Source organism: Rhodococcus sp. IEGM 1307 (assembly GCF_030056915.1).
In the GTDB taxonomy this organism is placed as follows: Bacteria; Actinomycetota; Actinomycetes; order Mycobacteriales; family Mycobacteriaceae; genus Rhodococcus_F; species Rhodococcus_F opacus_D.
The window spans coordinates 201,665-220,660 of record NZ_JASHKW010000012.1 but is presented as its reverse complement, the minus strand read 5'-3'; the positions used below and the strand labels follow the sequence as shown (position 1 = coordinate 220,660).

The window sequence follows — 18,996 nt, the reverse complement described above, 5'->3', positions numbered from 1 at the left end:
GACGCGTGTCCGGTTGGTTGAATGGCCTGCATGCGGACGCCTCGCTCGACGACCTCCCCGGCGACGGGTGGCGACGTCTTCGCCCTCATTCGCGCAGGGCAAGCAACGACGCGCACCGAGATCGGCACCCTCACCGGCCTCTCCCGCACCGCTGTCGCGGCCCGGGTCTCCTCGCTGCAGGCGTCGGGGCTCGTCGTCGAACGCGAGGAGGGCGTCTCGACAGGCGGTCGCCCGCCGGTGAAGCTCTCGTTTCACGTACAGGCCGGTGTCGTGCTGTCGGCAGCCATCGGCCGGAGCCGCACCCAGCTGGCCATCTGCGACCTCGCCGGCGACGTCATCGTCGCCGAGGACGTGGAGCAGGAGATCGGCACCAGCCCGGCCGAGCTGATGCCCGTCATCGCGCAACGCCTCATCGCGCTGCGCAAGAGTCTGGGCGAGACCGCGGGACGGACGGTCGGGATCGGGATCAGCCTCCCCGGCACCGTCGACACCGAACGCGGGTGCAGCCTGAACTCCCCCATGATGTCGGGCTGGGACGGCGTCCCCCTCCAGCCGTTCCTCGCCGACGTCACCGACGCGCCCGTCTTCGTCGACAACGACGCCAACGTCATGGTGCTGGCGGAGCGGCGCGGAGAACGCCGCGACTTCGCCGACATGCTGCTCATCAAGGCGTCGACCGGACTGGGCGCCGGACTCGTGTCCGGTGGTGTGCTCCAGCGGGGCGCCCTCGGCGCGGCGGGCGAAATCGGGCACACGAAAACCGCAGCGGCACAAGGTGTGGTGTGCCGCTGCGGTGATGTGGGTTGTATCGAGGCCGTGGCCGGCGGGTGGGCGCTGGTCCGCAATCTGCAGGAGCAGGGACGCGAAGTCACCCACATCCGCGACGTGATCACCCTCGCCCTGGCCGGGGACGCCGAGGCCCGGCGGATGATCCGCGAGAGCGGACGGCAGATCGGCGAAGTGTTGTCGGGTGCGATCAACCTTCTCAACCCGGAGGTCGTGATCGTCGGCGGCGACATGGCGCAGGCCTACGACACGTTCGTCGCCGGGCTACGCGAAACCCTGTACGGCAACGCCATCGCCGTTGCCACCCAACAGCTTCAGATCCTCCCCTGGACGCACGGGGAACTGTCGGGAGTCGTCGGCAGCGCCACCATGGCGCTCGACCACGTCCTCAGCGTGCGCGCGGTGGACCAGCTGCTCGCAGGCGCTCCGCGCCCGTGAGCGGTTGACGAGTCCAGAGACTCGCTCACCGCGCACGGGCGGCGAAGCCGCCTACTTGACGTCGGAACCGTGCTTGGTGAGCGGCATGATCTCGATCGTCATGTACGGGAACAGTGGAAGGTTCCACAGGATCTCGTGCAGTTCGTCGGCCGACTCGACGTCGAAGATGCTGATGTTGCTGTACTGGCCGACGATCCGCCAGATCTCGGGCCACTTGCCGGAGCGTTGAAGCTCCTGCGAATACGCCTTCTCCTTGGCGATGGTCTCGTCCCGGACCGTCGGGTCGAGGTCACGGGGAATGGCGACGTCCATGCGGACGTGAAAGAGTGCCATCGGGTGGTGTGCTCCTTAGTTCCTGGTCCAGGTCTTGACTGCGTCCATGTTGAGCTCGATTCCGAGTCCGGGACCTTCGGGCAGGAACACCTGGCCGTCGGCGTAGCGGATCGGTTCCTGCAGCAGCTCCTCGCTGAACAGCAGCGGTCCGAACAGTTCGGTGCCGAAGTCGATGCCGGGTTCCGCGCACGCGAAGTGGATGGACGCCGCGGTTCCGATCGGGCCTTCGATGGACGTGGCTCCGTGGCAGGCGATTCCGGCTGCCTTGGCGATCGCGACCACCTCGCGGCTCTTCTTCAGGCCACCGCATTTGGTGGTCTTGAGGGCGATGACGTCCGCGGCGCCGCGGCGTGCGACCTCGAGGGCGTCGTGCGGAGTCTGCACGCTCTCGTCCGCCATCACCGGGACGGGGACGAGGCGGTTGAGCTCGGCGAGGACCTCGAGTTGCTCACCGGGTGTGGGCTGCTCGATCAGTTCGACGCCGCCTTCGACGAGGCGGGGCACGTACTTCAGCGCGGTGAGCCTGTCCCAGCGGGCGTTGACGTCGATGCGGACGCCGGCCTTGCCCTGCAGAGCCTGCGCGATCTGGACCACCCGGGCAGTGTCGACGGCGGGATCGAGCGCACCCATCTTCAGCTTGAAACTGAAGTGCCGCTTCGACTCGACGAGACCGAGGGCCTCCTCGATGATCTCCTCGGCGGGTGCGGCGCCGAGGGCCCACGTGACGTCGACGCTCTTCCGGAAGGCGCCGCCGAGCAGCGTGTGCACGGGCACGCCCAGGCTGCGGGCCCAGGCGTCGTGCAACGCGACGTCGACGGCGGCCTTCGCGAAACGTGCATTGGCGACGACTCGTTCGATGTCCGGCATGATGCCGGTGATCTCGTCGACACCCCGGCCCAGCAGCACCGGGACGATGTACTTCTCGACGATCGCCTGCATCGTCTCCACCGATTCGCCGCCCCACCACGGGCCGCCGGGGACGACGCCCTCGCCGTAGCCGGTCACGCCGCCCGCGGTCGTGACGGCGACGAGCAGTAGCGGCTGCGCCGTCATCGACGTGGTGGCGAACTTGTGGGGACGCACCAACGGCACATCGAGGATCGTCGTTTCGACGGAGACGATCGACAGGTCGGTCATCGGATCACTTTCTCTACGGGTGGAACGGGTCACGCGGGGTCGAGCACGAAGTTGTAGGTGACGTAGTTCTTGCCGTCGTCACCGGTCTTCGGGTCGAGGATGAGTTCCGGCTTGGTCGCCGACGCGACGTCGCTGTCGATCCAGTCGCCGCCCTTGAAGTACAGCTGCGTGGTCACCGACTCCTTGCCCGGCGCCGACACGATGAGGTGCAGGTGCGCGGGACGCCACGGGTGACCGTTCTGCGCCTCGATGAACTGACCGGTCGGGCCGTCGGTCGGGATCTGGTAGGGCGCCGGCTGGATCGTGGTGATCTCGTAGCGGCCGTTCTCGTCGGCGATGATGGTGCCGCGCAGGTTCCACTCGGGCAGGTGCGGGGCGAACTGCGAGTAGTAGCCGTCGTTGTCGGCGTGCCACAGTTCGACCTTCGCGCCGGCGAGACCGTTGCCGTCGAGATCGGTGACCTGGCCGGAGAAGACGAGCGGGGTGATCTTCTCGTCCTCTTCCCGCATCGGCAGGGTGCACTTCGACGGCAGCTCGGGGGCGTTCTCGATGTAGTACGGGCCCTCGATGCTGCCCTTGGTGCCCTTGCGGCTGCGAGCGAGGACTTCTTCGACGGAGTGCTCGATGAACACGTCGAGGAACAGCGGCCATTCGCCGCCCTCGCCGACGTCGATCAGCCACTGCTTGAACACGCGGTACTCGGGGTAGGTGACGCCGTGCTTCAGGATCACGTCGTTGAGTGCGCCGAGCGCGTCCTTGGCGATGGCCGCGAGCCGCTCCGGCGAGGTGTCGGCGGTGACGCGCTCGGCCTTGAACTTGTCGGTGGCGGCGGAGCCGGATCCGGCGGCGGTGGGGCTCTCGGTGGTGGTCATCTGTTTCTCCTTGGGCTGGGAGGGGATCGGATTGGGCTGATATCGAGTTTTGGGCGACGCGGTGGGTGTTCACGCGCCGAGGGGTCTTGCATCCTGTACGCTATGCGTACTAACATCACGCTGTGCGTACACCACTACTGTGCGCGCAGTCACATTGAAATGTCAACCCCAAGTCCGAATACGCACACGAATCGCTGGTGGAGGCCGCAATGACCGAGAGCGATCGCGATTACATCCAGAGCATCGAGCGCGGGTTCGCAGTGCTCCTCGCATTCGACGCGCAGCGTCCGAACCCGACGCTCGCCGAACTCGCCACAGAAGCGGGACTGTCGCGTCCCGCGGTCCGCCGGATCCTGCTCACCCTGCAGAAGCTGGGGTACGTCGCCGGCTCGGGAGGCCGGTGGTCGCTCACCCCCCGCGTGCTCAGCATCGGACAGCACTACTCGGAGTCGCACGCACTGATCGAGGCCGCGATGCCCCGGCTGCTCGAGGTGGCCGAGAAGACCCAGGAGTCCGCGTCGCTCGGCGTGCTCGACGGCGCCGACGTGGTCTACGCGGCGCGCGTTCCCGTCCGCCGGATCATGAGCATCAACGTCTCCGTCGGCACCCGCGTCCCCGCGTACGCCACGTCCATGGGTCGCGCGCTCCTGGCCTGGGCTCCCGCCGACGTGGTCGAGCGGGTGGTCGCCGAGTCCACATTCGAGAAACTCGGGCCCGAAACCATCGGCACTGCAGCCGAACTCGAACGGGAACTCGCCAAGGTCCGCGAGCAGGGGTTCGCCCTGACGTCCGAGGAGCTGGAGAAGGGTCTGATCTCGCTGGCCGCCCCCGTCCGCGACGCCGGCGGCACAGTGGTCGGCGTGGTCGCGTGCTCCACGTCGTCCGCGCGGAACACTCCGGCACAGTTCCGCGAACAGGCCGTTCCGTGCGTCCTCGCCGCCGCGGCCGCCCTGAGCACGGACATGGGCTTCGCCGGCTGACGGCATCACGTCGGTCAGATCGGGTCGAGCACGAAGTCGCAGGAGACCTCTCCGCCGAGCCCGACGTCGACGAGCGACTCGACGGCGGACGCGTCCACTTCTCGCGATGCGCCCGGTGTCGGCACCAGGCGCGTCTCGAGCGGCCGGAAGCCACGCGCATGCACGACGACGTTGACATGCCCGACATCGGCTTCGCCTCGGGCGCTCGAGAATTCGCACGGCGCCGGCTGCACGGTCGAGATGTCGAAGCGGCCCCCGGCGCATGTGACGACGATGCCGCGCAGGTTGTTGCGCAGAATCTCGACGGAGTACCCGGAGTAGCAGCCGCCGGCGTCCGCGTGCCAGATCTCGAGTTCCGCCCCCGACAGCGGTTCGCCGTCGCGTGAGCGCACGACCCCCGCGATGCGGAGCGGAGTTCCCGGCTCGCCGGGAAGTGCCGCGAGGTTCGCCTTCCACGGCAGCACTCGCTGCGCGGGGAGGTAGAACTCCCGGTCGACGTGGTCGAGGCCTGCCTGGTCCACGTGAGGTGCGGTCGTCGTCGACGTTGAGGTCATCACCTGATCCGATCACTCTCGTACGCTGTGCGTACATTGAGAACGCTGTGCGGTCGATGTCGAGTGTGCGCGTGGTCACACGCTTTCGTCAACCTCGGCCCGTTCACATCGCGGACGGGTCGGCCCGGTGCATCTGTGGGATAATTTCCCCGCCACCGGCGGACAACGACGTTTCGCCGTCCCCGGTTCGCGCCCTCGTGCCGGCCACGTCGAATCCCCGAGGATCACATCGATGACCACGCCTCCCCGCAGCATCACCCTCCGCTTCCTGGCCGCACCCACCGAGGTGGCGACGCTCGGAGGGGCCGTCCAGGGTGGCCGGATCCTCGAATGGATCGACAAGGCCGCCTACGCCTGCGCGGTCGGCTGGAGCGGGAGCTACTGCGTCACCGCCTACGTGGGAAACATCAAGTTCACCCGGTCCATCGAGTCGGGACACCTCGTCGAGGTCGAAGCCCGGCTCGTCCACACCGGGCGCTCCAGCATGCACATCCAGTGCACCGTGTCATCGGCCGACCCGCGCACCGGACAGTTCACCGAGGCCAGCAACTGCCTGATCATCTTCGTCGCCGTCGACGACTCCGGTAAGCCGACGAGTGTGCCGCCGTGGCAGCCCGTCACCGCCACCGACCGCGCCGAGTCCGAGGAGGCGGTCATGCGCATCGGCCTGCGGGCCGACATCGAAGAGGCGATGAGCAAGCAGAACTACACCGACGCGGGCACCGCACCGGAATCGCTCACCCGCTTCCTCGCAGCGCCCACCGACGTCAACTGGGGCGGCAAGACCCACGGCGGAACCGTGATGCGCTGGATCGACGAGGCCGCCTACCTGTGCGGCACGTCGTGGAACGGCACGCCGTGCGTGTCCGTGTACGCCGGCGGGGTGCGTTTCTACCGCCCGATCCAGATCGGGCACGTCGTCGAGGTCGATGCCCGCCTGCTGCACACCGGCGCGCAGACCATGCACATCTCGGTGCACGTGCGATCCGGCGACCCGCGCACCCGGGAAATGAACCTCACCACCCACTGCCTCACCGTCGTCGCCGCCGTCGACGAGGACGGCGCCGCAACGGCAGTACAGCAGTGGGTGCCGCAGTCCGACGAGGACCGCAAGCTGGAGGCGCACGCCCGCGAACTCATCGCCCTCCGCGACCGGGCGCGAATCGGCGCCCTGGCGTAATCCGCCCGAGTAGCGTCACGGGAAACGGTCTACCCGCGGAAGGAGCGGGGGGATGCCTGGGAACCGTCCACTCGACGTGCAGTTGTCCCGGCGGCGGGTGCTGCAGTGGGGAGCCGGAGCGGCACTCCTCGGGCTCACCGGGGCCTGCGCCCGAACCGACGACACCGAGGCCCCGATCGGACCCGACTCTCCGGAGGTGCGCGCGTTCGCCGAGGCCGAGTCCCGGCGATTTCCCGGCGGGAGGCCGGTCGCCTACGAGCTCTCCGCGACACAGTCCGATGTCGACCTCGCAGGTAAACGCACTGCTGCGTGGCTGTACAACACGCAACTGCCGGGCCCGATCCTGCGGGCGAACGTCGGGGACAGGGTCCAGGTGCGGTTTCGCAACCAGCTGCCGGATTCCACCACCGTGCACTGGCACGGGCTGGCCATCCGCAACGACATGGACGGGGTCCCGGATGTCACGCAGGCTCCGATACCGGCGGACACAGAGTTCGTCTACGACTTCATCCCGCCCGACCCGGGCACATACTGGTACCACACGCACGGCGATCTCCAGCGCGGCCGAGGGCTGTACGGGGCTCTGATCATCGACGATCCCGGGGCTCCCGCGAACTACGACGCCGAGTTCGTCGTCGTGCTCTCCGACTGGTTGACCGACCGCACGCCGTCGCAGGTCTTCGACGAACTCCGCGGCGGGCGGATGACGTCCATGCCCGAGATGACGTCGCGCGTGCTCGGCGGTGACTCCGGCGACGTCCGGTACCCGGTGTACCTCCTGAACGGGAAACCCCCCGGCGATCCGGCCGTCTTCACGGCACGGCCGGGGCAACGCGCCCGTATCCGGCTGATCAACGCGGGCGACGACACCGCGTTCCGGGTCGCGCTGGGTGGCCACCGGCTGACCGTCACTGACACGGACGGTTTCCCCGTCGAACCGGTCGACACCGACTCGGTGCTGATCGGCATGGGCGAGCGGTACGACGCCGTCGTCACCCTGCAGGACGGGGTGTTCCCGCTGGTCGCGGTCGCCGAGGGGAAGGGCGCGCAGGCATTCGCGGTGGTGCGCACCGGCGGCGGCGCAGCCCCCGATCCCGCCGTGGCGCCCCGTGAGCTGGGCGCTCCCCCACTCACCGTGGCCGACCTGCGTGCCACCGACGCCGTCCGGCTACCCGTCGTCGACCCGGGTGTCACACTGGAGGCGTCGCTCGGCGGCGACATGAAGCAGTACGTGTGGACGGTGAACGGCAAGGCCTATCCCGCCCACACCCCGCTGACCGTCCACCGGGACCAGCGAGTGCGGCTGGTCTATACGAACCCCACGATGATGTTCCACCCCATGCACCTGCACGGGCACACGTTCGCCGTCGCCCGGTCGGACGGCTCCGGACCGCGGAAGGACACCGTGATCGTGCTCCCCGGGCAGACCGTCGCCGCCGACGTCGACACGACCAACCCTGGCCAGTGGATCACACACTGCCACAACGACTATCACCTTGCCGCTGGCATGGCGACGATCTTCTCCTATGTGAGCTGACGCCGGACCGTCAGCCCCGGAGCGCTTCCGAGGGCGCCACGCCGTACTTCCGGCGGTACGCCGCCGCGAACCGACCGGTGTGGGTGAAACCCCAGCGCATCGCGACCTCGGCGACCGTCGGTGAACCGTCCGCGCGCAGCAGGTCGTCGTGGACACGTTCGAGCCGGACGTCCAGCAGGTAGTCGCGGGGGCTCACCCCGACGTACTCCTGGAATCCCTCCTGCAGGCGGCGGACCCCGACACCCGCGATCTCGGCCATCTCGGCCGCCGTCCACGCCCGTGCGGGATCGGCGTGGATCTCGTCGATGACGCGCTTGACGATGCGCGGCCGGGTACCGGCACCGGCCGTCTCGTCGTCCGGGATCGCTGCCAGGACCAGTGCCGTGGTGACCGCCCCCGACAGTTGCTCGGCGACGAGGGGGTTGGTGTAGATGCCGTCCGACCGCAGCATCTGGTCGAGCAGCGACCGCACCAGAGCCAGCCAGCTGGCACCGTTCTCGCTGGTCAGATCCAACTGCGGGGGCAGTCGCAGTCCCGGCCGCGCCAGGATCCGCGCCATCTCACGATGCAGGTAGTCGCGGTCGACGCGCACGCCGATGATGGAGCAGTCCTTGCTCCAGTCGGTGATGAGCGTCGTCGTGTCGGGCGGGCATATCGTTCCCGCCCCGGGCACGGACGACACCTCGTGCTTGCCGGTCACCGATTCCAGATGCCCCGACAGCGGCACGTTGATCGCATACGCGCCGGGGTGGTCCGACTGGATCGACACGTCCGCGCCCCAGCCGATGTGGGTGATCTTCACAGGCCCGAGTTCCACCGCCTCCGCGACGGTATTGCCCGCGTTCGACCTGTTCAGCGGGGTCAGCCGGTGCGGGAAGTACACGTCCGACACCACGTGCGACGCTTCGTCCCAATCTTCGGGGCGAATCAGCTTGGACGCGGGCTGCATGGCACCAGTGTGACTACGGACACCTTCGATTGCAATTTTCGGCGTGATCCAAGTCACCGCGCAAAGCGGATCACCTCCGCGCTCAGCGGATCGACGCGCCGTTCCCACGGTCGTACTTTCGTCCGTACCTCATCAGCGCCCCGGACAGGAAGGGAGGCTCCGACCATGGAGCAACGCGAACTCCGGAACATTTTCGGGCAGTTTGCCAGCGGAGTCACGGTCATCACGTGCGCCAACTCCGAGGGCCTGCCGCACGGAGCGACGGTCACCGCCTTCACCGCCGTCTCGATCGAGCCGAGACTGTGCCAGATCACCCTGACCCGAAAGTCCAAGGCCTGCAACTACTTGAGCAAGGCACCCTTCGCCGTCAACATTCTCGCCGCCGACCAGGTGGACACCGCGATGCATTTCGCCGGGCGACCGCAGAACCCCGAACCCGTGTGGGCCGACGGGCCGACCGCCCCCATCATCTGCGGTGCCGCCGCCACGTTGTCGTGCCGGCCGTGGGCCGAGTACGACGGTGGCGATCACATCATCTTCATCGGTGAGATCGTCACGGCCGAATCCAGCGGCAAGGACCCGCTGCTGTTCTACCGGAGCACTTTCCACGACCTCGGCTCACCGTCCGCGTCGGCCGCATGGAACGGATCGATGGACGATCCGAACAACGGCTGGTTCGACTCCACCACCTCCTTCACCCCGTTCCATCTTCAGCCCGTCAACTGACCGCCCGATCCGAAAGGACATTCCATGACCACCACCGAAAGCGCTCCCGAGACCGCGCTCGACCCGACGAAGGTCAACCCGGCCGCAGACTGCGAAGCCAACCGCACCGCCAACTTCGCGTCGCGGCCGATGACCGGTGACGAGTACATCGAGTCGCTGCGCGACGACCGTGAGATCTGGTTGCACGGCGAGCGCGTCGAGGACGTCACCACCCATCCCGCGTTCCGCAACCCCATCCGGATGACCGCCCGCCTCTACGACTCGATGCACACGGGCGAACACGTCGACAAGGTCACCACCCCCACCGACACCGGCAACGGCGGCGTCACGATGCCGTTCTTCAAGGCGCCGAAGTCCTCGGACGACCTGCTGAAGGAACGCGACGCCATCGCCACCTGGGCGCGCATGACGTACGGCTGGATGGGCCGGTCGCCCGACTACAAGGCCTCCTTCCTCGGCACCCTGCATGCCAACAAGGAGCTGTACTCGCCGTTCCAGGACAACGCCGAGCGCTGGTACAAGGAATCGCAGGAAAAGGTCCTGTACTGGAACCACGCGATCATCAACCCGCCGGTCGACCGGCAACTCCCGCCCGACGAGGTCGGCGACGTGTTCATGAAGGTGGAGAAGGAAACCGACGCCGGCCTCATCGTCTCCGGCGCCAAGGTGGTGGCCACCGGCTCGGCCATCACCAACTACAACTTCATCGCCCACTACGGCCTGCCGATCAAGAAGAAGGAATTCGCCCTGATCTGCACCGTCCCGATGGACGCACCGGGCGTGAAGCTGATCTGCCGGTCCTCGTTCACCCAGAACGCGGCCGTGATGGGCACCCCGTTCGACTACCCGCTGTCGAGCCGGATGGACGAGAACGACACCATCTTCATCTTCGACAAGGTGCTCGTGCCGTGGGAGAACGTCTTCATGTACGGCGACGTCGACAAGATCAACGGCTTCTTCCCGCAGTCCGGATTCCTGCCCCGCTTCACCTTCCAGGGCTGCACCCGTCTCGCCGTGAAGCTCGACTTCATCGCCGGCATGCTGATGAAGGCCCTCGACGCCACCGGCGCGGGCGGTTTCCGCGGCGTGCAGACCCGCGTCGGTGAGGTCATCGGCTGGCGAAACCTGTTCTGGTCACTCACCGAATCGATGGCACGCAACCCCGAGCCGTGGATCGGCGACACCGTCATCCCGAAGCTCGAGTACGGCCTCACGTACCGCATGTTCATGATCCAGGGCTACCCGCGCATCAAGGAGATCATCGAACAGGACGTCGCGTCCGGCCTGATCTACCTGCCCTCGAGCGCCCGCGACTTCAAGAGCCCCGACGTCCGGCCGTACCTCGACAAGTACGTCCGCGGCTCCGACGGCATGACCGCCGTCGAACGCGTCAAGATCATGAAGGCCCTGTGGGATTCGATCGGCAGCGAGTTCGGTGGCCGCCACGAACTCTACGAGCGCAACTACTCCGGCAACCACGAAAACGTCAAGGCGGAACTGCTGTTCGCCGCCGAGAACCGTGGCGACGTCGCCTCCATGAAGGGCTTCGCCGAGCAGTGCCTGTCCGAATACGACCTCGACGGCTGGACGGTCCCCGACCTCATCGGCAACGACGACGTCTCGTACTTCGGCAACAAGTAACCGCACAGCCGCGCAATCCCCGTCAGAAGCGAATCAGCTCTGACGGGGATTTGCCGTACCGCCGGCGGTACGCGGCGGAGAACCGGCCCGCATGGGTGAACCCCCACCGGGCAGCGACCTCGGAGACCGTGACACCGGGTTCCAGTGCCCTCAGGTCGGCGTCGGCGCGACTCAGGCGGATGTCGAGGAGGCATTCCGACGGGCTGCGCCCGACGTACTCGCGAAACCCTTCCTGCAACCGGCGGACGCTGGTACCCGCCAACTCGGCCATGTCTGCTGCCGTCCAGGCGCGGGCTGGGTCGTCGTTGAGGCCGTCGAGCACTCGCTTGACGATTCGCGGTCGGGGTGCGCCCCCGCGCACCTCCTCGTCGGGCGTGACGGCCAGGACGAACGCCGAGGTGATCGCGCCGGCGAGCTGTGGGCCGACCACCGGGTTGGCCAGGAGGTCGGCCGGCTCCCGCAGTTGCGCGGTCAATGAGCGCACCAGACGAAACCAGCTGTGTCCCGGGGCCTCGGTGAGATCGATCTGCGACGGTAGGTGCAGCCCGGGCCGCAGGTCGGAGCCGAGGATCCGGTCAGCCTCCTGCTCGAGGTAGGCGCTGTCGAATTTGACGCCGAGCACCGAGCAGTCGCCGCTCCACCGGGTGATCAAGGTCGGCTCGTCCGCCCGGAAGACCGTGGCCTGACCGGGCCGCGACAGCACCGTGTCGCCCTGCGAACAGGACTCCAGCGAACCGGACAGCGGAATGTTGATCTCGTACGCATCCGGATAGTCGCACTCGATCGACACGTCGGCACCCCAGCCCAACCTCCCGAGAGTGACGGGGCCGAGGTCGACGGTCCGCATCGACAGCTTCATCGCTCCATTCGGCGACAAGTCGGTCAACGTGTGGGGAAAGTACGCACCGGCCACCGCCCTCGACGCCGCATCCCAGTCCTGGGTTTCGGTGATCGTCGATGCCATCGTCATGCACCTGCCTCACTGAAGAATCGTTCCGACCTCATTGAAACCGTGTCGTCACGCCCAGTCGAGGATAACTGAGACCGCAATCACAAGTAGTCGCGCAGATGGTCCAGAGACCGCGCAGAGTGGCTAGACCACCCTCGTACGACGGCATACCTTCTTCCTCACCCCGCTCACACAACGAAAGTTGTTTCCGAGCAGTTGCTTTGAATGAGGAGATTCAGATGACCGCCACCCTCTCTTGGATCGACGAGATCACGATGACGGAACTCGAGCGCAACCCGTACCCCGTCTACGAGCGGCTGCGTGCCGAGGCGCCGCTGGCCTACGTCCCGGTCCTCGGCTCGTTCGTCGCGACCACCGCCGACTTGTGCCGCACCATCGCCAACAGCCCCGACTTCGAGGGAATCATCACCAAGGCCGGCGGCCGCACGTTCGGTCACCCTGCGGTGATCGGCGTCAACGGCGAGATCCACCGCGACCTCCGCTCGATGGTCGACCCCGCACTGCAACCGTCGGAGGTGGACCGCTGGGTCGACGGACTCGTCCGCCCCATCGCGCGTCGCTACGTGGAGCAGTTCGAGAACGACGGCAAGGCCGATCTGGTCTCGCAGTACTGCGAACCCGTCAGCGTGCGCGCACTCGGTGACCTGCTGGGGTTGAACGACGTCAGCTCGGACACGTTGCGTGACTGGTTCCACCGGCTGTCGAACTCCTTCACCAATGCCGGGGTGGACGCGGACGGCGAGTTCACGAACCCGGAGGGATTCGTGCAGGGCGACGAGGCCAAGGCAGAGATCCGGGCCGTCGTCGATCCGCTCATCGACAAGTGGATCGTCGAACCCGACGACAGCGCCATCTCGCACTGGCTGCACGACGGCATGCCCGAAGGGAAGGTCCGCGACCGCGAGTACATCTACCCCACGCTCTTCGTGTACCTGCTGGGCGCGATGCAGGAACCCGGCCACGGCATGGCGTCGACGCTCGTGGGCCTGTTCACCCGCCCCGAGCAACTGGAGGCCGTCATCGACGAGCCCGCGCTGATTCCGCGGGCGATTTCCGAGGGAATGCGCTGGACCTCCCCGATCTGGTCGGCGACCGCCCGCATCAGCACCAAGGACGTCACGCTCGGGGACGTGTTCCTTCCCGAGGGATCCGTGGTCCTGTTGTCCTACGGTTCGGCCAACCACGACGCCGCCGTCTACGACGCCCCCTCCGACTACGACATGACGCGTCCCCCGCTCCCCCACCTGGCGTTCGGTTCCGGCAATCACGCGTGCGCGGGCATCTACTTCGCGAACCACGTCTGCCGCATCGGCCTGGAGGAACTGTTCGAGGCGATCCCGAACCTCGAACGTGACTCCGGCGCGGACGTGGAGTTCTGGGGCTGGGGTTTCCGCGGCCCGACCGCCCTCCGGACCACGTGGGAGGTGTAGCCGTGACCTTCACCGTCTCGGTCTCCGCGGACAGGGTGGAATGCCGCCCCGACCAGCCGCTTCTGGACGCCTTCCTCCGGGGCAGCGTGTGGATGCCGAACTCTTGCAACCAGGGCACGTGCGGAACGTGCAAGCTGCGGGTCGTATCGGGGGAGGTCGACCACGGCCTGTCGCCCGAACACACGCTGACCCGGGCCGAACGCGAGCAGGGGTTTGCGCTGGCCTGCCAGGCGACCCCGTGCAGTGACACGGTGGTGGAACGCCTGGACACGGCACCGGCGGGCACCGTCCACGCACTGCGAGACGTCGTCGGCACCGTGAGCGCGATCGAGGACGTCGCCCGTGACACGCGGCGGGTTCTCGTCACGCTCGACAGCCCGCTCGAATTCTCCGCGGGGCAGTACGTCGAACTGCGAGTACCCGGCACCGACCACCGCCGCCAGTACTCGATGGCGAACACGCCGGGCGAGTCGAAACAGCTCGAGTTCCACATCCGCAGGCAGCCGGGCGGAGTCGCGACGGACGGTTGGGTCTTCGGCACGCTGTCCGTCGGCGAGCGCGTCGAGATGGCGGGGCCGCTCGGGGACTTCCGGCTCGATCCGGAGGACGCGGGTCCGATGATCCTGCTGGGCGGCGGAACCGGGCTCGCCCCGCTGAAATCGATGGTCCGCCAGGCACTCACGTCGGCTCCGGACCGCGCGATCCACCTGTATCACGGCGTGCGCGAGGAGTCCGACCTCTACGATGTCGACCTGTTCCAGGAGTGGGAGCGGGCGCACCCGGGCTTCCGGTACGTGCCGTGTCTGAGCGACCAGTCGTGGTCCGGGCGGTCCGGTTACGTCACGGACGCGTTCGTGGAGGACTTCGACACCTGTCGCGGATACTCCGGGTACCTGTGCGGGCCGCCGGCGATGGTCGACGCCGGCGTCAAGGCATTCAAGCGCCGGCGTATGGCTCCGCGACGCATCTTCCGGGAGAAGTTCACGCCAGCCGTGTGAAGTCGGCCCGCGTGCGCACGCCGAGGCCCTCCGAGCCTCGGCGTGCGCATGCCGAACACGTCCTAGTCAGTACTCGGTAAATGCCTAGTGTGATGCAGCGCACAGGCTGCAAGAGTGGGATTCATTGCCGGACCCGGGCGCCCTCGCAGGGCGCAAGCCCCCCGGAGATCTTGGAGGATCCCATGACTGAAACCCTGTACACAGCGCCGTCCGACGGCGTGCGCGCCAAGCTGGCCGACGCGCTCGTCGAGGACGCGGAAACCGGTCGCTACCAGGTGCGACGTAGCGTTTTCACGGACGAGGACCTGTTCGAACTCGAAATGAAGCACATCTTCGAGGGCAACTGGATCTACCTGGCCCACGAGAGCCAGATCCCGAACGTCGGCGACTACTTCACCACGTACATGGGCCGCCAGCCGATCGTGATCTCCCGCAACAAGGAGGGTGAGCTCAACGCCCTGGTGAACGCGTGCAGCCACCGCGGCGCCATGCTCTGCCGGCGCAAGACGGACAACCGGACCACGTTCACCTGCCCGTTCCACGGCTGGACGTTCAACAACTCCGGCAAGCTTCTCAAGGTCAAGGACCCGCGTGAGGCCGGCTACCCGGAACAGTTCAACAAGGACGGCTCCCACGACCTCACCAAGGTCGCGCGGTTCGAGAACTACCGCGGATTCCTGTTCGGCAGCCTCAACGCCGACGTCCCGCCGCTCGAGGAACACCTCGGTGACACCACGAAGATCATCGACATGATCGTCGACCAGTCGCCCGACGGCCTCGAGGTCCTGCGCGGTGCGTCCACCTACACCTATGACGGCAACTGGAAGCTGCAGACCGAGAACGGTGCCGACGGCTACCACGTGTCCGCTACCCACTGGAACTACGCCGCGACCACGTCACGTCGGGAGTCCGGCGAGTCCACCAACGCCACGAAGGCGATGGACGCCGGCAAGTGGTCGAAGCAGCAGGGCGGGTACTACTCGTTCGACAACGGTCACCTGCTGCTGTGGACCAAGTGGGCGGACCCCGCCAACCGTCCCCTCAACGAGCGTCGTGACGAACTCGTCGCCCAGTACGGCGAAGACCGCGCCGATTGGATGATCGGTGTGTCCCGCAACCTGTGCCTGTACCCGAACGTGTACCTGATGGACCAGTTCGGTTCGCAGATCCGGCATTTCCGTCCGATCTCCGTCGACAAGACCGAGGTCACCATCTACTGCATCGCCCCCAAGGGTGAGAGCCGCACGGCACGCGCCGCCCGCATCCGCCAGTACGAGGACTTCTTCAACGCCACCGGCATGGCCACCCCGGACGATCTCGAGGAGTTCCGCTCCTGCCAGAAGACGTACCAGGCCGGCGCCGCACCGTTCAACGACCTCAGCCGCGGTGTCACCCACCAACTCCAGGGCCCCGACGAGGGTGCGAAGAAGATCGGCATCAATCCCATCTCCAGTGGTGTGAAGACCGAGGACGAGGGCCTCTACCCGATCCAGCACGGCTACTGGGTGCAAGCGCTCACCAAGGCGCTCGACGCCGACGTTGCCGCGAACAACCGCTGAGGGAGACGAGAAACATGACCACAGTAGCCGAAAGCACTGTCACCCAGCACGACATCGAGCAGTTCCTCTACCGTGAGGCCCGCTACCTCGACGACCGCGAGTTCGAGAAGTGGATCGAGTGCTATCACCCCGACTCCGAGTTCTGGATGCCGGCGTGGGCCGACGACGGTGACCTGACCACCGACCCGATGACCGAGATCTCACTGATCTACTACGCCAATCGTGGTGGCATCGAGGACCGGGTGTTCCGCATCAAGACCGACCGGTCGAGCGCGACGAGCCTTCCGGAACCCCGCACCGGTCACAACATCTCGAACGTCGAGGTCACCGACCGTCGCGGCGAAGTCGTAGATGTCCGGTTCAACTGGTTCACGCTCTACTTCCGGTACAACACGGTCGACACGTACTTCGGGAATTCGTTCTACACCATCGACTTCTCTGGTGAGCAGCCTCTGATCCTGAAGAAGAAGGTCGTGCTCAAGAACGACTACATCCACCACGTGGTCGACATCTACCACATCTGATTTCTTCCCCATTCTTCGCGAATCGAGCTGTTTTCCATGACTTTCCAAGTTGCACTGAGTTTCGAGGACGGGATCACCCGCTTCATCAAGTGTGACGGCGACGAGACGGTCGCCGACGCGTCCTACCGCGCGCGCATCAACATTCCCCTCGACTGTCGAGACGGGGCGTGCGGCACCTGCAAGTCGCTCTGCGAATCCGGCACGTACGACGGCGGCGACTACATCGAGGAAGCGCTCACCGACGAAGAGGCGGAGCAGGGCTACTGCCTTCCGTGCCAGATGATGCCGGAAAGTGATCTGGTGCTGCAGATCCCGACGACGTCCGACGTCGCGAAGACCGCCGCAGGCACGTTCACCTCGACGGTCACCGAGATCCGTAAGTTCTCCGACACGACCATCGGGTTCACGATCGAGATCGCGAACCGCGACGACCTGGTTTTCCTCCCCGGCCAGTACGTGAACATCACCGTTCCCGGGACCGAAGCGACGCGCTCGTACTCGTTCAGCACCGGACCCACGTCGAAGGAACTGTCGTTCCTGGTCAAGATCACCGACGGCGGCCTGATGTCGGAGTACCTGCGTAGCCGCGCACAGGTCGGCGACACGCTCGAGTTCACCGGCCCGATGGGAAGCTTCTTCCTGCGTGAGCAGAAGCGTCGCGCCCTGCTGCTGGCCGGCGGCACCGGGCTGGCCCCGCTGCTGTCGATCCTCGACAAGATGCGCACCGACGCCGCCGACCACCCCGTGCACCTGGTCTACGGAGTCTCGTCCGACGCGGACCTGGTGGAACTGGACAAGCTCGAGGAATACACGAAGTCCCTGCCCCAGTTCACGTTCGACTACTGCGTGTCCGACCCGGAGAGCAGTGCACCGAACAAGGGGTACGTCACCGGACTGTTCGAGCCCGCACACCTGAACGACGGCGATGTGGACGTGTACCTGTGCGGTCCGCCTCCCATGGTCGAGGCGGTGCGCGACCATCTGAAGTCGGAGGGCGTCACGCCGGCGAACTTCTACTTCGAGAAGTTCAACAACGCCGCGACACCGAGTGGCGCCGACGCGTCCGCACCGCCGGCCGACGCCGTCGAGGCGGCCCCCGAGTACGAGATCGGTGAGGAACACCAGCCGCTGTCCGAGTCGGACGCACAGTTCGACGCCCGCATGGCGCTCGAACTCGGTGCGATGGAACTGACCATCGGCCGGATGACGAAGGAACAGCTGTCCGAGTACCGGATCCTCGCCGAGACCTCCTGCGAATCGATCGAGAACGACCACCTCACGGACGCAGGCGCCTTCACCGACACCAACGCCGCCTTCCACGAATTCCTGTTCCGGTGCACCGCCAACGACGTGCTGCTCGAGGCGTACAACCGCCTGGAGGTCACGCAGCTCATGACGAAGGTGCTCCGCACCGCGGACTGGGTGGACGAACACATCCAGCACGACCACCTCGACATCGTCACCGCGTTCGAGAAGGGCGACCGGGCCGCCGCCCACGACCTGATCGTCAGCCACAGCGCGCACGCGAAGGCCACCATGTGCCGCGCCATCGAGAGGAGTGCCGTCGCATGAGTGGACTCGTCACTCCGCATCGCTTCGACGGCAAGGTCGTCGCGGTCACCGGCGCAGCGCAGGGCATCGGCCTGACGGTCGCGACCCGACTCGCGGCCGAGGGTGCGTCGCTGATCCTGATCGACCGCGCCGAACTCGTCCACGACGTCGCGAAGGGGTTGCGCGAGAACGGAACCGACGCGCACAGCATCACCGCCGATCTGGAACAGTTCGCCGACGCCGAGGCGGCGATCGACGAGGCGCGGCAGCAGCACGGCCGGCTCGACGTGCTGATCAACAACGTCGGCGGCACCATCTGGGCCAAGCCGTACGAGCACTACACGGCGGAGCAGATCCAGGCGGAGGTGCAGCGGTCGCTGTTCCCGACCCTGTGGACGTGCCGCGCCGTCCTCCCCCACCTGATCGCGCAGCAGTCGGGCACCATCGTCAACGTGTCCTCGGTGGCCACGCGGGGTGTCAACCGCGTGCCCTACGCGGCGTCGAAGGGCGGCGTCAACGCCCTCACCGCCTCCCTGGCTCTCGAAGCCGCACAGTACGGAATCCGCGTGGTCGCCACCGCACCCGGCGGCACCGAGGCGCCCGCTCGCCGCGTTCCCCGCGGCCCCGGCGCGGAGACCGATCAGGAAAAGGCCTGGTACCAGCAGATCGTCGACCAGACCGTCGAGTCGTCCCTGCTGAAGCGGTACGGAACGCTGGACGAGCAGGCCGCGGCCATCGTCTTCCTCGCCTCCGACGAGGCCACGTACATCACCGGGACGGTACTGCCCGTCGCCGGTGGCGACCTCGGCTAGCAGCCCACAGATCTCGAAA

Annotated in this window: 18 protein-coding genes; 12 read left to right on the top strand and 6 right to left on the bottom strand. The window is 66.8% G+C overall.

What is annotated here, in order from left to right; all coding sequences use genetic code 11:
* Positions 1 to 30: 30 nt before the first annotated feature.
* On the top strand, positions 31 to 1,224 hold the full coding sequence (locus QM841_RS23950; protein WP_283333854.1) for an ROK family transcriptional regulator: 1,194 nt from the start codon (positions 31 to 33) through the stop codon (positions 1,222 to 1,224).
* Positions 1,225 to 1,275: 51 nt separating this feature from the next.
* On the opposite strand, the gene catC is transcribed toward QM841_RS23950, so the two are convergent.
* The 3 genes from catC to catA are packed head-to-tail and all read right to left on the bottom strand — an operon-like array spanning position 1,276 to position 3,566.
* A complete protein-coding gene (catC, locus tag QM841_RS23945; RefSeq protein WP_283333852.1) occupies positions 1,276 to 1,557 on the bottom strand; it encodes a muconolactone Delta-isomerase in 282 nt (93 codons plus the stop codon).
* Positions 1,558 to 1,572: 15 nt separating this feature from the next.
* Positions 1,573 to 2,694, bottom strand: a complete 1,122-nt coding sequence (locus tag QM841_RS23940; protein ID WP_283333850.1) for a muconate/chloromuconate family cycloisomerase — start codon at positions 2,692 to 2,694, stop codon at positions 1,573 to 1,575.
* Between the two features lie 29 nt (positions 2,695 to 2,723).
* Entirely contained in the window at positions 2,724 to 3,566 is an 843-nt protein-coding gene (catA, locus tag QM841_RS23935) for a catechol 1,2-dioxygenase (protein WP_283333848.1), read from the bottom strand.
* A 209-nt stretch (positions 3,567 to 3,775) separates the two neighbouring features.
* Between catA and QM841_RS23930 the strand changes: the two genes are divergently transcribed.
* Positions 3,776 to 4,546, top strand: a complete 771-nt coding sequence (locus tag QM841_RS23930; RefSeq protein ID WP_283333846.1) for an IclR family transcriptional regulator domain-containing protein — start codon at positions 3,776 to 3,778, stop codon at positions 4,544 to 4,546.
* Between the two features lie 14 nt (positions 4,547 to 4,560).
* Here the strand turns inward: QM841_RS23930 and QM841_RS23925 are convergent, their stop codons facing one another.
* Positions 4,561 to 5,100, bottom strand: coding sequence for a dioxygenase family protein (locus QM841_RS23925; RefSeq protein WP_283333844.1), 540 nt, complete (start codon positions 5,098 to 5,100; stop codon positions 4,561 to 4,563).
* A gap of 232 nt (positions 5,101 to 5,332) precedes the next feature.
* Here QM841_RS23925 and QM841_RS23920 point away from each other — a divergent pair, with 232 nt between their 5' ends.
* Positions 5,333 to 6,280, top strand: coding sequence for an acyl-CoA thioesterase (locus tag QM841_RS23920; RefSeq protein WP_005573872.1), 948 nt, complete (start codon positions 5,333 to 5,335; stop codon positions 6,278 to 6,280).
* A 52-nt stretch (positions 6,281 to 6,332) separates the two neighbouring features.
* On the top strand, positions 6,333 to 7,817 hold the full coding sequence (locus QM841_RS23915; protein ID WP_283333842.1) for a multicopper oxidase family protein: 1,485 nt from the start codon (positions 6,333 to 6,335) through the stop codon (positions 7,815 to 7,817).
* Positions 7,818 to 7,827: 10 nt separating this feature from the next.
* Here QM841_RS23915 and QM841_RS23910 read toward each other — a convergent pair whose 3' ends face one another.
* Positions 7,828 to 8,766: an AraC family transcriptional regulator gene (locus QM841_RS23910; RefSeq protein ID WP_164059869.1), complete on the bottom strand. Its 939-nt coding sequence runs from the start codon at positions 8,764 to 8,766 to the stop codon at positions 7,828 to 7,830.
* Positions 8,767 to 8,931: 165 nt separating this feature from the next.
* Here QM841_RS23910 and QM841_RS23905 point away from each other — a divergent pair, with 165 nt between their 5' ends.
* Positions 8,932 to 9,492, top strand: a complete 561-nt coding sequence (locus QM841_RS23905; RefSeq protein WP_164059868.1) for a flavin reductase family protein — start codon at positions 8,932 to 8,934, stop codon at positions 9,490 to 9,492.
* Between the two features lie 24 nt (positions 9,493 to 9,516).
* Positions 9,517 to 11,133 (top strand): 4-hydroxyphenylacetate 3-hydroxylase family protein, encoded by a 1,617-nt coding sequence (locus QM841_RS23900; RefSeq protein WP_007297195.1) that lies wholly within the window; start codon positions 9,517 to 9,519, stop codon positions 11,131 to 11,133.
* Between the two features lie 22 nt (positions 11,134 to 11,155).
* Here the strand turns inward: QM841_RS23900 and QM841_RS23895 are convergent, their stop codons facing one another.
* Positions 11,156 to 12,103, bottom strand: a complete 948-nt coding sequence (locus tag QM841_RS23895) for an AraC family transcriptional regulator (protein ID WP_005562308.1) — start codon at positions 12,101 to 12,103, stop codon at positions 11,156 to 11,158.
* Positions 12,104 to 12,321: 218 nt separating this feature from the next.
* On the opposite strand from QM841_RS23895, the gene QM841_RS23890 reads away from it, so the two are divergent.
* The 6 genes from QM841_RS23890 (at position 12,322) to QM841_RS23865 (ending at position 18,977) form a co-directional block, all read left to right on the top strand.
* On the top strand, positions 12,322 to 13,533 hold the full coding sequence (locus tag QM841_RS23890) for a cytochrome P450 (protein ID WP_283333838.1): 1,212 nt from the start codon (positions 12,322 to 12,324) through the stop codon (positions 13,531 to 13,533).
* 2 nt (positions 13,534 to 13,535) lie between these two features.
* Entirely contained in the window at positions 13,536 to 14,531 is a 996-nt protein-coding gene (locus QM841_RS23885) for a 2Fe-2S iron-sulfur cluster-binding protein (RefSeq protein ID WP_283333837.1), read from the top strand.
* A gap of 182 nt (positions 14,532 to 14,713) precedes the next feature.
* Positions 14,714 to 16,090, top strand: coding sequence for a benzoate 1,2-dioxygenase large subunit (benA, locus tag QM841_RS23880; protein WP_283333836.1), 1,377 nt, complete (start codon positions 14,714 to 14,716; stop codon positions 16,088 to 16,090).
* Between the two features lie 14 nt (positions 16,091 to 16,104).
* Positions 16,105 to 16,614, top strand: coding sequence for a benzoate 1,2-dioxygenase small subunit (gene benB / locus QM841_RS23875; protein WP_283333834.1), 510 nt, complete (start codon positions 16,105 to 16,107; stop codon positions 16,612 to 16,614).
* Between the two features lie 36 nt (positions 16,615 to 16,650).
* Positions 16,651 to 18,186 (top strand): benzoate 1,2-dioxygenase electron transfer component BenC, encoded by a 1,536-nt coding sequence (gene benC, locus QM841_RS23870; RefSeq protein ID WP_283333833.1) that lies wholly within the window; start codon positions 16,651 to 16,653, stop codon positions 18,184 to 18,186.
* A complete protein-coding gene (locus QM841_RS23865; RefSeq protein ID WP_283333831.1) occupies positions 18,183 to 18,977 on the top strand; it encodes a 1,6-dihydroxycyclohexa-2,4-diene-1-carboxylate dehydrogenase in 795 nt (264 codons plus the stop codon). The genes benC and QM841_RS23865 overlap by 4 nt, the downstream gene beginning before the upstream one ends.
* The last annotated feature ends 19 nt before the right edge of the window (positions 18,978 to 18,996 follow it).

What these genes read in the sequence shown, in the direction of transcription:
- QM841_RS23950 (WP_283333854.1), top strand. Translation starts at nt 31, where the DNA reads ATGCGGACGCCTCGCTCGACGACCTCCCCGGCGACGGGTGGCGACGTC.
- catC (WP_283333852.1), bottom strand. Translation starts at nt 1,557, where the DNA reads ATGGCACTCTTTCACGTCCGCATGGACGTCGCCATTCCCCGTGACCTC.
- QM841_RS23940 (WP_283333850.1), bottom strand. Translation starts at nt 2,694, where the DNA reads ATGACCGACCTGTCGATCGTCTCCGTCGAAACGACGATCCTCGATGTG.
- catA (WP_283333848.1), bottom strand. Translation starts at nt 3,566, where the DNA reads ATGACCACCACCGAGAGCCCCACCGCCGCCGGATCCGGCTCCGCCGCC.
- QM841_RS23930 (WP_283333846.1), top strand. Translation starts at nt 3,776, where the DNA reads ATGACCGAGAGCGATCGCGATTACATCCAGAGCATCGAGCGCGGGTTC.
- QM841_RS23925 (WP_283333844.1), bottom strand. Translation starts at nt 5,100, where the DNA reads ATGACCTCAACGTCGACGACGACCGCACCTCACGTGGACCAGGCAGGC.
- QM841_RS23920 (WP_005573872.1), top strand. Translation starts at nt 5,333, where the DNA reads ATGACCACGCCTCCCCGCAGCATCACCCTCCGCTTCCTGGCCGCACCC.
- QM841_RS23915 (WP_283333842.1), top strand. Translation starts at nt 6,333, where the DNA reads ATGCCTGGGAACCGTCCACTCGACGTGCAGTTGTCCCGGCGGCGGGTG.
- QM841_RS23910 (WP_164059869.1), bottom strand. Translation starts at nt 8,766, where the DNA reads ATGCAGCCCGCGTCCAAGCTGATTCGCCCCGAAGATTGGGACGAAGCG.
- QM841_RS23905 (WP_164059868.1), top strand. Translation starts at nt 8,932, where the DNA reads ATGGAGCAACGCGAACTCCGGAACATTTTCGGGCAGTTTGCCAGCGGA.
- QM841_RS23900 (WP_007297195.1), top strand. Translation starts at nt 9,517, where the DNA reads ATGACCACCACCGAAAGCGCTCCCGAGACCGCGCTCGACCCGACGAAG.
- QM841_RS23895 (WP_005562308.1), bottom strand. Translation starts at nt 12,103, where the DNA reads ATGACGATGGCATCGACGATCACCGAAACCCAGGACTGGGATGCGGCG.
- QM841_RS23890 (WP_283333838.1), top strand. Translation starts at nt 12,322, where the DNA reads ATGACCGCCACCCTCTCTTGGATCGACGAGATCACGATGACGGAACTC.
- benA (WP_283333836.1), top strand. Translation starts at nt 14,714, where the DNA reads ATGACTGAAACCCTGTACACAGCGCCGTCCGACGGCGTGCGCGCCAAG.
- benB (WP_283333834.1), top strand. Translation starts at nt 16,105, where the DNA reads ATGACCACAGTAGCCGAAAGCACTGTCACCCAGCACGACATCGAGCAG.
- benC (WP_283333833.1), top strand. Translation starts at nt 16,651, where the DNA reads ATGACTTTCCAAGTTGCACTGAGTTTCGAGGACGGGATCACCCGCTTC.
- QM841_RS23865 (WP_283333831.1), top strand. Translation starts at nt 18,183, where the DNA reads ATGAGTGGACTCGTCACTCCGCATCGCTTCGACGGCAAGGTCGTCGCG.